This window comes from Caballeronia sordidicola (genome assembly GCF_002220365.1).
GTDB lineage: Bacteria > Pseudomonadota > Gammaproteobacteria > Burkholderiales > Burkholderiaceae > Caballeronia > Caballeronia sordidicola_C.
On sequence record NZ_MTHB01000119.1, the window covers coordinates 13,788 to 26,896 of the forward strand.

12 protein-coding genes are annotated in these 13,109 nt (G+C 54.7%); 4 read left to right on the forward strand and 8 right to left on the reverse strand.

Annotated features, from left to right (window positions below; all coding sequences use genetic code 11):
* Window positions 1-2: 2 nt before the first annotated feature.
* From BSU04_RS19350 to BSU04_RS19385, 8 genes are all read right to left on the reverse strand, one after another.
* Entirely contained in the window at window positions 3-674 is a 672-nt protein-coding gene (locus BSU04_RS19350; RefSeq protein ID WP_089162172.1) for a 4-carboxy-4-hydroxy-2-oxoadipate aldolase/oxaloacetate decarboxylase, read from the reverse strand.
* A gap of 28 nt (window positions 675-702) precedes the next feature.
* Entirely contained in the window at window positions 703-1,368 is a 666-nt protein-coding gene (locus BSU04_RS19355) for an RraA family protein (protein ID WP_089162147.1), read from the reverse strand.
* A 32-nt stretch (window positions 1,369-1,400) separates the two neighbouring features.
* A complete protein-coding gene (locus BSU04_RS19360; RefSeq protein WP_089162148.1) occupies window positions 1,401-2,075 on the reverse strand; it encodes an RraA family protein in 675 nt (224 codons plus the stop codon).
* Window positions 2,076-2,131: 56 nt separating this feature from the next.
* Window positions 2,132-3,133, reverse strand: coding sequence for a protocatechuate 3,4-dioxygenase (locus BSU04_RS19365; protein WP_089162149.1), 1,002 nt, complete (start codon window positions 3,131-3,133; stop codon window positions 2,132-2,134).
* 80 nt (window positions 3,134-3,213) lie between these two features.
* A complete protein-coding gene (locus tag BSU04_RS19370) occupies window positions 3,214-4,185 on the reverse strand; it encodes a PDR/VanB family oxidoreductase (RefSeq protein ID WP_089162150.1) in 972 nt (323 codons plus the stop codon).
* A gap of 162 nt (window positions 4,186-4,347) precedes the next feature.
* Window positions 4,348-5,607: a Rieske 2Fe-2S domain-containing protein gene (locus tag BSU04_RS19375; RefSeq protein ID WP_089162151.1), complete on the reverse strand. Its 1,260-nt coding sequence runs from the start codon at window positions 5,605-5,607 to the stop codon at window positions 4,348-4,350.
* 92 nt (window positions 5,608-5,699) lie between these two features.
* Complete coding sequence (locus BSU04_RS19380; RefSeq protein WP_089162152.1) at window positions 5,700-6,725, reverse strand: amidohydrolase family protein; 1,026 nt, start codon at window positions 6,723-6,725, stop codon at window positions 5,700-5,702.
* Between the two features lie 138 nt (window positions 6,726-6,863).
* Entirely contained in the window at window positions 6,864-8,081 is a 1,218-nt protein-coding gene (locus BSU04_RS19385; protein WP_089162153.1) for an acyl-CoA dehydrogenase family protein, read from the reverse strand.
* 551 nt (window positions 8,082-8,632) lie between these two features.
* Here BSU04_RS19385 and BSU04_RS19390 point away from each other — a divergent pair.
* The 4 genes from BSU04_RS19390 to BSU04_RS19405 all read left to right on the forward strand — a co-directional run bounded on the left by BSU04_RS19390 (window position 8,633) and on the right by BSU04_RS19405 (window position 12,885).
* Window positions 8,633-9,424, forward strand: a complete 792-nt coding sequence (locus BSU04_RS19390) for an amidohydrolase family protein (RefSeq protein ID WP_089162154.1) — start codon at window positions 8,633-8,635, stop codon at window positions 9,422-9,424.
* 216 nt (window positions 9,425-9,640) lie between these two features.
* Window positions 9,641-10,822, forward strand: coding sequence for a WD40/YVTN/BNR-like repeat-containing protein (locus BSU04_RS19395; RefSeq protein ID WP_089162155.1), 1,182 nt, complete (start codon window positions 9,641-9,643; stop codon window positions 10,820-10,822).
* Window positions 10,823-10,886: 64 nt separating this feature from the next.
* Window positions 10,887-12,119: an acyl-CoA dehydrogenase family protein gene (locus BSU04_RS19400; RefSeq protein ID WP_089162156.1), complete on the forward strand. Its 1,233-nt coding sequence runs from the start codon at window positions 10,887-10,889 to the stop codon at window positions 12,117-12,119.
* 16 nt (window positions 12,120-12,135) lie between these two features.
* On the forward strand, window positions 12,136-12,885 hold the full coding sequence (locus BSU04_RS19405) for a transporter substrate-binding domain-containing protein (protein ID WP_089162157.1): 750 nt from the start codon (window positions 12,136-12,138) through the stop codon (window positions 12,883-12,885).
* The last annotated feature ends 224 nt before the right edge of the window (window positions 12,886-13,109 follow it).

The following is a 13,109-nucleotide window of genomic DNA, read 5'->3' on the forward strand; positions in this document are numbered from 1 at the left end:
TTTTACTCCCATCCGTAGAGTTGGAGCGTGGACATCGCGCCGTTCGCGAGTTGCAAGCATTCAGCGGCTTCCCGAGTAGCACGCTGCCGCGCCGCATCGATCGCCGCTGGAATATGTGCACGCGGAATGCAGACCAGTCCATCGGCATCGCCGACGATGAGATCGCCGGCGTGCACCGTGACATCATCAAATAAGGTTGGTGCGTTAATCCATCCTCGCGCCGAGAAGTCCTTGCTGGTGCCGCGTATGCAAAGTCCTCGCGCAAATACCGGGAAGCCGATGTTCTCAAGCAGCGTCACATCGCGTACGCAACCGTCGATGACCAGTCCAGCAAGCCCGCGCGCCTTGGCCGCGGTACTCATGATTTCCCCCCAATAGCCGTGCTCGTATTGACCCGAGACGTGGACGACTAGTACGTCGCCCGCTTGCGCGTCGGAGAGCGCCCGATGAAGCCAGAGGTTATCGCCGCCCGGACACTGGACCGGCACTGCCGTGCCGCAAATTTTGAAACCCTGCCCGACCGGCTTGATTGCTGGCGGAAGCACTCCGATCTTGCCGGCAGCCTCATGCAGCGTCGCCGCATCGAGTTCACGTGCGGCTGCCAGCAACTTGGGATCGAGCCGATCTGGGGCAGGGAAGGTCGTCGTGCTGGGATCAAGTTTGGCGATTGTCATGGCGGGCATTATCGTGGTCGAGGCAAGTTTATTTCTGGCGCGTCTGCAGCTGGTGATATTTATATTGCTTGCGCGCCTCGTCGAGTCGCATGCCGCCACGTATCGCCTTTCGGATGTGGCTTTCGGCTTCTTCGATTTCCTCGGCTGCGCGGAGGATCGCCTCTTCGTGCTGCCTGGGAAGGGCTACCACCCCATCGGCGTCGCCGCGCAAAATGTCGCCAGGCTGTACACGTACTTCACCGAGAGTAATAGGTACGTTTTGAGCCTCGATCTGGATACGATCTTTGCCAGTTCGCATCCAAGACTCCCTGCTATACACCGGATACTTCAGTTCGAGGCACAACGCGACATCGCGATTGATGCCGTCGATTACTGTTCCTGCGATGCCACGGCGATGGGCGATCTCTGTGAGGATATCCCCCCAGATCGTTGTGTCATCGCGCCCACCCGCGTCGATGGCGACAACGTGGCCCGGTGGGACGTCGTCAATAAAATCGCCCACATTTCCTGGCGGATTTGCGGCTGGCCCATATAAAAGGGTATGAGCGCGGCCCGTCAGTCGGAACCCTTTGTCGCAAGGTTTGATTTTGTAACATTGACCCACGATGCCCAATCGGTCCAGGGCATCGCTGAGTGTGGCCGTGTCAAGTTTTGAAGCGCGCTCGACATTTACATCGTTGGTTTCGGGGTTCATTCGGCTCTCGATTAACGATAATTAGGATTAAGTCAGCCTTTGCTCAGCATATGTTCGTAGTCAGCGCCCATCGCCACGGAGATCGACGCTCCACTCAACAGAGCTCTAGCGATGGCGGCCTCTCTTGCAACGATCAATTCGGCTGCGTTTAAAACCGCATCAATGCTGGATTCCGCGATGAAGATGACTCCGCTGCGATCCGCAGCGACGTAGTCGCCCGGGCTAACGGTCACGCTACCGATCGTCACCGACACATTGGTCGCTTTCTCGACGATGCGTCCGCGCGCGGTCAAGGCGGTCAACGAATGGGTGAACACAGGAAATCCGTACTGCTTGGCTTCGTCGATATCGCGCACTGGACCGTCTGCAATGACACCAGCAATGCCGCGCAGCTTCGCGCCCAAGGTCAATAGGCCGCCCCAACTTCCGGCCTCGATGCCAGTGCGCTGTTCGACCACAATGACGCTGTGCGGCCCCCCCTGATTGATGGCGGTGCTGCAAAGATGAGTTGGCGGTCCAGGAGGCGGTTCACCTGTACCGAGTTTGACCGTGATGGCTCGTCCCGCAATGCGACCCTCTCCCGACTGCTGGGGGAAGCCCGATACCACGCCTTTCAACCCGAGCTTGTCCAAGGCGTCCGACAGGGCGCAACAGTCCAGCTTCTTCAAGCGTGCCAGGTTATTTTCAACTTCCGTGTCGGTAGTCACTTACGATCCCTGTTTAATGAAAAGCGGTTGGGCTTGAATCTTTTGTCGGCGTTGAGTTATGCAGTGGGAAGCCAGTACACAAATCCCATCGCATTCCCAGTTCCGGCTTCACTTCGGTAACACGGAACGTAGTCGACCAAATGCATCTGGAATTTGAGTTCTGCCATGGCGCCCGCCACTGGTATCCAGTTTTTTATTTCGGATGTTCCAGACTGGAAGATACTTTCGCCAAGTCCGGCAGTTTTTTCCATACTGCCTTCGCGCATATCGGCGAGAATGGCGTGATCGATCTCCTCATCAATGACGAAATGAGTCATGCCGCCGGAAGCTATCAGGGCCACACGCGCGTCGCTGTCCCAAGACTCGATGGCTTTGGCTATCGACTTGCCAAAATCATAGCAACGCGCGGCCGTCGGCTGATTGGGCGGATAAAACGTGTTCAGCACAACCGGCACGCTGGGCACCACTCGGTCGTTCATGATTTGTCTATAGACAAACCCAAAGGCGTGCGGAGTTTCGTCCTTGGGTAACTTAGTCATTGCTGCAACGTCAAAGTTATCTAAAACAGCGCGTTCGATAATATGTTTGCCGAGGTCCTTGACCGCAGGGTAAGTAGCTCCTCCGGGTGGAATATGACCCGGGGTTGCGATCGCGACACCAGGTGGCAGTCTCGCTAGACGTTCTTCCGACCGAGCGCTGTTGATTATCTGCTCACCCCACAAGACGCTAAACGCCGGGATCAGCGTGTCATTAAAAATTTCCATCTGGTCATTGCCCACTATGACCGCAATATCCGGCTTTACCTTTTCAAACATGTCTGCCATTTTGGAGATGGCAGTACGGCAGGCCGCATGACGAGCTTTCCAGATCTCGAGCGTGATTTGCTGGTCGAGGTTCTCGCCTCTGCGCAACTGCACCAATTCATCAAATGTCCACGTCCGGTTTCGAAAATGATGTCGATTGTTCCGATCGTCTGGAACGCGCAAGTCCCATTTATCCGGAGGGGTCGACAGCATAGGACCATGCGAGGTTCCCATACCCAAAACAATCGTCGCCATATACTGTTTTCCGCCCTTTAGCTTGGTCTACTACTCGAGGCTCCCAAACCGGTCACCCAATGAGAGTTTTTAATGCTTTCTCAGAGGTCGAGAACCAGCCGAGGACTCTTCGCGCCGGAGCAGCAAATCATGATTGACTCGTTGGCATTCCTTTCGGATTGCGTAAGGATTACGTCTCGATGATCTGCCTCGCCCGATATGAGTCGAGTTTCGCATGCACCACATACGCCTTGTTCGCACGAAGAAGGAACAACAAACCCAGCATCGCGCAAGACGCTAAGTATTGTTTTGCCCGGTGGGATATCGAATGCCTTACCGCTAGAGGCGATTTCCACTGTGTAGCCACCATCTGTGGCTAAACCATGTACGGAGCTGAAATATTCAACATGAACTTGCTCGCGGGGGAGCTCTGACGTGGCTCCTTCGTAAGCTTTCAGCATGGGAAGAGGGCCGCAGCAGTAAAAATGCGACCCCACGGGCGCGTTCGCAACAATACTTGCCAAATTGAGAAATTTCCCAGGATTTTCCTGGTCGAAATGAAGATTGACAGCAGGCATATTTGACAACTTATCCAAGAAAGGAGCATCAACTCTTGAGCGGCTCGAGTAATGAAGTGTCCAAGATTTTCCCAGGGTTTGCAGCCTTTGCAGCATACACAAGATCGGGGTAATCCCAATGCCGCCGGCGATTAATACGGTATGCTCGACAGTTTCGTCGAGAGGAAAATTATTTCTAGGAGGACTGATTTTTATCAAAGCACCAACACGTAGCTGATCGTGCATATAAGTCGATCCACCTCGACTCGCGGGATCGCGCTTTACACCGATAAGGTAGGTTGATGGGCTGTCGCCATCGTTGACCAATGAATATTGGCGTACCAGAGTTTCATTTAAATAGAGATCGATATGAGCACCGGCGCTAGTAGGCGGCAATAGCTTTCCATCAGGACGCTGGAACTCGTATAGATTCGTGTCACGGGCCGCATAACGAACTGACACCAGACGAACCTCGATCAATTCGTGCGTTTGTACGGGGAAGTCCTCGGCGCTCACCTTGTATTCTCCATTTTGACGGGGGTATCTTGCACGTTTTAATGTCAGCGCTTGACTAGGCAAATAGGTGCGACCTATGCGAGCTCGGTGTAACGATCCAAGCTGGCTTCTCTCAGGTTCCGGTCCTATATTTTTTAGATTCGTTAATTCGCCCGCCTCTCCTTAGCTAGCATTCACCAACTCAGGGGGGAGTGACGCTTTCGTTTTCCAGGACTCCCCGTTATTCTTATCGACGGTCACCGTACACGCGCTAACGAGTTGATATGGAATGCCTGGCGCCGTGCCTACTGGCTGAACGGCATTTTGGCGTAGTGCTTTCGCACCTTTAATCATTTGCCGCCGCCAAGCGGTGACGCACAGATCCGAAGTCCCCAGGAACTCTTTGCTTCGGTCAAGGATTCGGCCCTGTGATTCTCCTACCGCATGATCCTGGACCAAAATGCCGGTGATTCCCGAGAAGTTGGATTCCTTCATCATTTGGCGATCTTGATTGTACAAATTATCGCGATTTGACAGCTTGCGAAAATCCTTATCGACGTAGAGTCCACCTTCGCGGATGCGCTGTTCGGCGTCCACCGGTTTAACCGGGTCGAAAACAAACTGCATCACCCACGTATTCTCGTCGTCCCGCGGAACGAATACGTTTACAAGGCGTCGATTGGGCGTCGCGCCGGTTTCGAACGGCGGGATGAGCGTTGTTACGGGCATCGCGAGTGCCGTGACGCGGGCATTGAATTTTCCTGGCTCGGTCTCGCGTAAGCCAGCGTAACGAATGCCGTAGGCCGTGTATTCGAGCTCGAGATCGACCTTCAGTATTTCTTCAAAAACAACTGCGTCGAATTTCTTGGTCCATGGACTGCGACGATGCAATACGCCGGCATGGGCCGAATCAATCGTACCTTCGACCAGCTGCGCGTAATTGCATTCACCGAGCACTTTGCTTGCGAAACAATGTTCGGTCGGCAACTTGAACCACTCGTATTCAGGAAATGGTGGCTCAAGCTCGGTCTTTCCAAGGTACGCCCAGACCATTCCGCCAGCCTCGCGAGTCGGATATGCCTTGGCCTTAACGCGTGAGCAAAACGCGGAGCCCTTTGGTTCGGTCGGAATGTCCACACATGATCCATCGACAGCATATTTCCAGCCATGGTAGATGCAGCGCAATCCATTTTCTTCATTGACCGCTAAGACCAGCGACGCAGCTCGATGAGGGCAAAATTCATCAAGCAAACCGACTTTTCCATCTGTATTCCGAAAGGCCACCAGATCCTCGCCAAGGATCCTGACGCGAATCGGTGCACCGTCTGGCTCAGGGAGTTCGGCGGACAGCGCGACGGGCAACCAATAGCTACGCATGAAGTCGCCCATCTCTGTACCTGGGCCGACACGGGTCAAGGTCTCGTTGTCTTGTTTGGAAATCATGATCGCTCCTGCTGGATATTCGCGTCGGCTCAGATTGCAAGTGAATGTTCTTCACCCTGTCGATTGCCGGCGGCTGGAAATTGCATTCGAAATTACAAATTCAGATCTAGCTTGTACAAGTTCATGGTGTTTCGGAACAGAACGTCTTCTTTTTGCGTTTCCGTTAGCCAGCTGATGTTCTGAATGGATGGCGCTACATCGTCCATTTCGCGATGCGTATGGGGATGAATTTCTGAGCCGACGCCAGGACATTCGGCGCCGAATAGGCACCGGTCCGGGCCCACGACATCGAGTAAAAATTCAACGGCCTTCGGGGTGTAAAGCACTGTGTCGAAGTAGAGTTTTTTCAGCTGTTCGCTGAACAGTTCTCCACCACCTTTTGCACGGCGGAGGCTGCCAGCTTCGAATCGTCCCAACTGATACGGGATTGCCCCGCCGCCGTGAGAGATAACGATCTTCAGCTTGGGAAAATCTTTAAAAACATTCGAATTCAGCAGCCCGACAATGGCCGTGGTTTCTTCGTTGATGAAACGCAGGGTGTAAGGCTCACGGATGGAACGGGATCCCGTGCCATGAATGTGCGCAGGAACATCCAGCTCACAAAGCTTTTCGTAAAGCGGATACCAGTAGCGGTCACCGAGTGGGGGCGGATCCTCCGGACCGTTTTCGAATGGATCTGGGTTGAGTAGACAACCCTTGAATCCGAGTTCATTGACGCAGCGTTCCAACTCTTTGATTGATGCGGTCAAAGGTTCGCCCGAGGCTTGCGGCAGACCAGCGATTCCAACAAATCGGTTCGGCCAAAGCTTGGTCTGGCGGTAGATAATGTTGTTGACCTCTTCGGTCCACCATTGCACGAGGAATCCGGGCTTTTCGCTGTGCATTGCCATGAACGGACGCGGCGAGATCAGTTGCATGTCGGTACCGAGCCGATCGATATAGTGCATGTGACTGTCGTGACGACCGAGGAATTTTTCTTCCTCGACAGCGTAGCGCAGCTCTTCGTCCGAGATGACCGGACCGCCTCTTCCATGAGCGCCTCGGTGAGCCATAATCAGCGCCTTGTAGGCCCAGAGCTCAGCAGGCGCGCTCACATGTGCGTGACAATCGATGATCATAATGCTCCTTGAAATTGTTTTTTAGGTTGCGTGTTTCAGATACTTACGTCGGTACTTAGTTAAGGTATGGATCTTCTTTACTTTGCGAATGGGTCGACGTAGGCAGTCTTGCGGCTTGTCTCCCGAATCCCGCGGGCTCTACTTTGAAAATCTGTTGAACGTAGTCGCAGGCAGGCCCAGTTCAAACCTCCCGGCACCTGTCATGGTTGCGTCCCAGTTGAAACCAACATGCCCACACACCCCGTTGATATCGCGCCAGATGCGCTGGATCTCGGACGTGTTGTAGATCGTGCTTCCGCCGCTTGCCTCGATGAGGCTATTGACGGCGCGACGACACGTCTGAGCAACATAGGCGAGGTCCCGCGGTGCTTGAAAGCGATAGCGGGCGGACACATCACCGACTCCTTGCATGGCATCGACGCGCTCGGCATCACGCAGAATCAGGGCAAAGGCGGCGTCGACCATGGCTGCGGCTTCGCCTACCCGGGCGAACGTAGCGGACTGAGCCGACAACTCCGGTTCGACGAGCGCCGAGAGGCGCGCATGATTGCTCTTGCTAAATACGTGAATTGCGCCAAGGGCGGCGCCGACAGGCGCGCCGACGAGCGAAAGCGGCAATGCTATGCTCATTGGGAGGCCGTAAAGCGAAATATCCAGTGCGGCACCCCCCGGCGTTGAGCCGGCAACGACATCTGCAAAACGAACGACGTAGGCATCGGGAACAAACGCATCCGCCACATGTATCGACTTGCTACCGGTGCCACGCATGCCGCTGGTATGCCAGTCATCAACGATTGTGAAGTCCTTGCGCGGCACTAACATGAACTTGGGCTCTTCTCCAGATGGTGTTGCGCCAAGGATGACCCAGTCGGCATGGTCGATACCGCTGGCCCACTTACCTTCGCCGGCCTTGATTCGATAGCCTCCATCTTCGCGCACCGGTGCATTTCCACCGAAGCGAAAAATGGTCGAGACAAGAGCGCCCGGCCGCTCATACACCGACTGCTGTGCGTCGAGCGCAAATTGAGATAGCAGCCAGAAATGGCCTACGAGGTTGCCAAAAACCCAACCGGAAGAAACACAACCTTGAGCAAGCTCCGCAGTCGTCTCAACCAGTGTCGCAATGCCGAGTTCGGAACCGCCGAACCGCTTGGGTGTCAGCAGGCCTGTCAGGCCAGACGCCCGCAGCTCCGAAATCGTCTCGTCGGGAATGCGTCTGAGGTCTTCCGCATGAGCCGCCCGCTCACGCAGCTTCGGTACAAGCTCCCTTGCGCAAGCGACCGCCTCGCTGCGGCTTGCTAGGACGGGGAGGTCAAGGACGGGACTAGACTCTTTCAAGACGGCGCTCGCTGGCATGGGTGTTCCTAAAAGAAATTCAATGATCTATCGTGCAACGCGATTGTTTCGTAGCAAGCCGCAAACACTTGGCATGTCCCCTCTGTTCAAAATTGTCTGCCGCATCCGAAGCAAATGGAAATTGAAAATTGGCTTCGATACATGCAAAAAGCGATATGCCTGAAAGGCCGAAGCTTTGGAAGGCACCTATGATTGGCGGTATCGGCTGGACAGGACTCGCCACCGCGTGAGCGTTTGCGCGGGCGCTAAAAAAATAGTGTTTTACCCGCCGACCCGCGCGGAAGGCCAAGGCAGGGGTTAACACTAATCCACAGGGGCGATGGCTCTCAACTGTTGGTGAGATAAGGATTCACACGTATGCATTCGAAAAACGATATGCAAACCGTACGCATCTTCATTTGTTCCGAGCGCGTAGGAGGAGTCCAATAGGTGCCATGAAAGCTTGAATCGAGTGTCGAATCAAGCGCATATCCACAGGGTTGCGTCATGCCATCGTCGATAAAGTTAATTGAATTGAGTACCGCTGTTTTCGGCGTTCCGGGTTTGCTGACATGACCATCGTAGACAGTCAATGTCACGTATCGCCAATCTGGTTCGAGCCGGTGGAATTGTTGCTCTTCCAGATGGATCGGTACGGCGTCGAGCGCGCTGTTTTAATACAGATGCTTGGGCAATATGAAAATCACTATCAGATGGCTTGTACTAAGATGCATCCCGACCGTTTGCGCAGCGTTGTTGGTGTTGACTGGGCAGATCCTCTGGCGCTCGACCAATTACGTCGCGCGGCGGACTTGGGGGCGACCGGCGTTCGGCTGCGCCCGGGTTCACGCTCACCCGGTGATGATCCTTTGGCGATCTGGCGGGTAGCTCAAGAATGCCAGCTCGCGGTCAGCTGTGTTGGAAGTGTCGAGACGTTCAACTCCCCTGAATTCGCCGATGTCCTAACGGAGATGCCCGCACTTCCCGTGGTGTTGGAACATTTCGCCGGGCAGGCCCGTCCTGATGACACCGAGGACGCGCGAGCGGCTCGACGTCAGGGCCTCTTGTTGAGCCGATTTCCCAATGTCTTTCTTAAACTTCCTGGCTTGGGGGAACTGCTGCCTCGCGCGACCCCGCCATCTGAGGACGGCTCACCGGTTAAACCAGGTGCACGGGTGTTGATAGATGCCGCAATTGACGCATTTGGTGCAGAGCGCTTGATGTGGGGAAGTGATTTTCCGGTCGTCTCCAGCCGAGAAGGATACGGCAACGCGTTGCTGGCTTCACGGGAAGCGTGTGCCCATTTGCCTCACCAATCCACGAGTTTTATCTTTGCAGAGACCGCAATCCAGGTCTTTAAATAAACAAATTTTTTAAAGAGCTAACCCGAGATAGCCTCTTTCGGCCTGTTCCCAACGGCGAGTGACTGGCCGCAAAAAGTGTAATTGCGCTATTGAAATATGAATTAAGACATGAGCAGACATGTTTGCGATCTTTCCAAAATGTCGAGATCGACTATTGCGCAAATGCGAATTGTCGGTACATCAAACTAACAGCTATCAACAACAAGGAGTGCCACTATGGTGACCTGTTTATCTCCGAACGGCGGCGACCAGACTCGCGCGGTCGGCCCCGCGCTAAAGCTGCTTGTTGGGACAATTTGTGGCGTCTATATGCTCGGACGGGAGCAGGTCGGTGATGCATGGACGGTCGAATACTCGGCCATAAATGACAAACAAATCAGTTCATTGCTCTACGAGGAACGTTCGGGCTTACTGTTCGCTGGTGTGCATGGAAATGGCGGCCTGTGGATGAGTAGCGACAGCGGCATGACTTGGACGCCTCGGATGAACGGCCTTGATCGGCCGCACGTATATACGATCGCAGTGCAATATCGTGGTGACAAGACTGTGCTTTTTGCAGGCGTCGAGCCTCACGGACTATATCGTAGCGAGGACCTCGGCCAAAATTGGCATGATGTCCCGAGCATCATGGATGTCGCTGGTACGGAAAAATGGAATTTCCCGCCACCGCCCCACATCGCGCATGTCAAGCACATCGCCTTTCATCCGGCCGATCCGGCGACCTACTATGTCTGCATCGAACAGGGTGCGTTACTCAAAACAATAGATGACGGCGCGACGTGGATCGAATCATCGAACTTTGAGGCCGACGACGACTTCTTTCGCAATGACACTCATCGTGTGGTTATCCGCGCCTCCAATCCGGATGACATCTTTATTGCGACAGGAGAAGGCCTGTATCGCAGCGTGGACGCCGGCACCACTTGGGACCATCTGACGTTCCGCTCCGATCGAATCGGGTATCCCGACATTCTCTACCTCGACCCCCGCGATGAAGAAGTGATTTATTTGGGTGGAGCCGGCAAAGCGCCACGCGAATGGCGGAAGATGTCTCCACCGTATTCCAACGCCGGCCTTATCCGAAGCAGCGACAATGGCAAGAGTTGGACCGAACTAACGCACGGGCTCCCTAACCCCGTCGTCGGCAACATCGAAGCCATGACCATGCACTTTTGGGACGACCAGGTGGCATTTTTTGGCGGCACCGCGACTGGCGAAGTGCACATAAGTGAAGATTCGGGCGCCTCCTGGTCCTTGCTTGCCAAGGATTTGCCACCGATTTCGAAGGCCGGTCACTACCGCTGGTTTCTCACGCCCGAGCAGCGCGAACACATCGAAGACCAGATGCGCAGCTGGGGCGCGCATAAGGCGCTTGAAGATGAAAGAGGCGATGTCTAGAAATGCTTAATGTGCCTTCTGAGTAACTCTGTCGAGCCCAAAGCCCGTCATTAAGGTGGAATAGATGATTTACCCAACGACTCACGGCAGCGAAGCACTCAAAAGTAACTTGCCGAAATTCGCCAATAGAGCGGAGGCGTTGGCTGCAGCCAGGGAATTGACGTCTCGCATTTGCGCAAGAGGGGCGCGCACAGAAGCGGATCGCATGGTTCCGACGGACACCATTGACGAACTGATCGCTAGTGGACTGACCGGCATTGTGACGCCACGGATATTCGGTGGGTCAGAATTGGGGATGTCTTCTCTCGTAGAAGTGACCGCCGAAATCTCCTCGGCCTGTGGTTCGACGGGTTGGGTATTTGGCGTGCTCACCGGCCACAGTTGGATGCTCAATCTTTTTCCGGTTGAAGTTCAAAAGGAAGTCAACGGCGTCCCCGGCGCTCTTTCGGCGACGGTCTATAGGCTAGCAGGAACGGTCACCCGCGTTGAGGGCGGCTACCGCTTGGTCAGCGGTGAGGGTCGATTTTGCAGCGGCATCGACCATGTTCAGTGGGTGATTGTAGGTAGTGCGGTGCTCAGCGAAAATGAACCTCCCGAGCCACGCTTTTTCGTCGTCCCCCGCAGTGAGGTCGAAATTGTTGATGATTGGTACACCGCAGGTATGCGAGGCACGGGGAGCCGTTCGATAAAAATCAGCGAAGCGTTTATTCCCGAGCATCGATCGGTGTCGGTGGCTGAATTACAAAATGGAGAAACTGAAGGCGGCAGATTTCACAGCGGGCCCCTCTATCGCATGCCGATGATGGGGTTGCCGCCATTCTCGATAATTGGCGCTCCCTTGGGAATGGCGCGCGGCGCAATACGCAGCCTTTCAGAGAACCTCAAAAAGAGGATGGCGTCGTTGGGTGAGTTGCAACTGGCAGAGCAGTCGGTGATGTTCGCCAGAATCGCGCAAGCATCTGTCGATGTGGATACTGCCTATGCACTGGTGATGGAGGACGCCGCCGTTATCGACAATGCCGACGATGCCGGTAGCATCGCGACTCTGCAACGCGTTCGCTTCCAGCGTGATGTCGCATTCGCTGCTCAGAAGTGTCGTAACGCGATTACCAATCTTTTTGAAGTCAGTGGCGGCAGCGGGATCTATGAGACTTCCGATCTGCAACGCATCTGGCGCGATGTCAATGCCGCCGCCTCACATTTCGCATTCAACTGGGACAGCGCAGCCGTCAGCTACGGGCGGGCGTTGCTAGGTCTTAGCCCGAATAGTATTGACTATAAAAAGCGGCAAAATTAATCAAGGATCGAATGTTATGACCAACGAAAGGACCTTCCCGCCCGCTCCGACGCCCGACATCGTGCGGGAGCTTGCTCCCTCAGGTAAGTTGCGCGCTGCGATCAACTTCGGCAACTCGGTTCTCGCGCAGCTCGCTCCAGATTCGGGCAAGCCGAAGGGCATTTCTGTGGACCTGGCCTACGCGTTGGGAGAGCAGCTTCAAGTGCCGGTTGAACTCGTGGGATTTGATGCCGCGGGCAAAGTTGTCGAAGCGATGTCGGCTGGTCAGTGGGACATTGCCTTTCTCGCCATCGATCCAAGGCGAGGGGAGGATATGGCGTTTACTACGCCCTATCTAACGATCGAAGGAACTTATCTCGTGAAATCGGATTCTCGTTTCCAGGAAACTGATGAGCTTGATGCCGACGGTGTTCGTATAGCAGTTGGAGCTGGCGCCGCCTACGAGCTTTTTCTGACTCGGAATCTAAAGCGGGCTCAAATCGTCCGCCAGCCTACAGCCGCCGCCGCCTTTCAAAGCTTCCTTGAGCAGGAACTGGACGCCGTGGCGGGGGTACGTCAAGTTGTCGAGACGTTTGCGAAGCGTCAAAGTGGATTGCGCGTGCTGCGTGGTCGCTTTATGTCCATCAGCCAGGCCCTCGCGGTACCCAAGGAGCGAACGGCTTCTGCTGCGTTCCTAAACCATTTCATCGAAGCAAAAAAGGCGGATGGTAGTGTCGTCGAATACCTTGCGCGAAGCGGTGAGAGCGGCGCGACTCTCGCGCCTTGAATCGCTTATCCGGACGAGCGGAGGTTGTTTTCTAACCAACCTGGATATTTTGGATGTGTTGACTTTAGCGATGCTTATATGTTTCTGCTCTTAACCGGCCACGCTTCGGACCCCGGCCTGATCTAAAAGGTGCGGTGGTAGTAGCTATAGTTTGGCAATCGCGATTGCAGCTTGGTGTTCATGCGAAATTCTTCAGTAGAAGATTTCAGATTCAGGCGATCCGA

Bases quoted from the DNA above. Each gene is read 5' to 3' on its own strand.
- BSU04_RS19350 (WP_089162172.1), bottom strand. From the start codon at position 674: ATGACAATCGCCAAACTTGATCCCAGCACGACGACCTTCCCTGCCCCA.
- BSU04_RS19355 (WP_089162147.1), bottom strand. From the start codon at position 1,368: ATGAACCCCGAAACCAACGATGTAAATGTCGAGCGCGCTTCAAAACTT.
- BSU04_RS19365 (WP_089162149.1), bottom strand. From the start codon at position 3,133: ATGGCGACGATTGTTTTGGGTATGGGAACCTCGCATGGTCCTATGCTG.
- BSU04_RS19375 (WP_089162151.1), bottom strand. From the start codon at position 5,607: ATGATTTCCAAACAAGACAACGAGACCTTGACCCGTGTCGGCCCAGGT.
- BSU04_RS19380 (WP_089162152.1), bottom strand. From the start codon at position 6,725: ATGATCATCGATTGTCACGCACATGTGAGCGCGCCTGCTGAGCTCTGG.
- BSU04_RS19385 (WP_089162153.1), bottom strand. From the start codon at position 8,081: ATGCCAGCGAGCGCCGTCTTGAAAGAGTCTAGTCCCGTCCTTGACCTC.
- BSU04_RS19390 (WP_089162154.1), top strand. From the start codon at position 8,633: ATGACCATCGTAGACAGTCAATGTCACGTATCGCCAATCTGGTTCGAG.
- BSU04_RS19395 (WP_089162155.1), top strand. From the start codon at position 9,641: ATGGTGACCTGTTTATCTCCGAACGGCGGCGACCAGACTCGCGCGGTC.
- BSU04_RS19400 (WP_089162156.1), top strand. From the start codon at position 10,887: ATGATTTACCCAACGACTCACGGCAGCGAAGCACTCAAAAGTAACTTG.
- BSU04_RS19405 (WP_089162157.1), top strand. From the start codon at position 12,136: ATGACCAACGAAAGGACCTTCCCGCCCGCTCCGACGCCCGACATCGTG.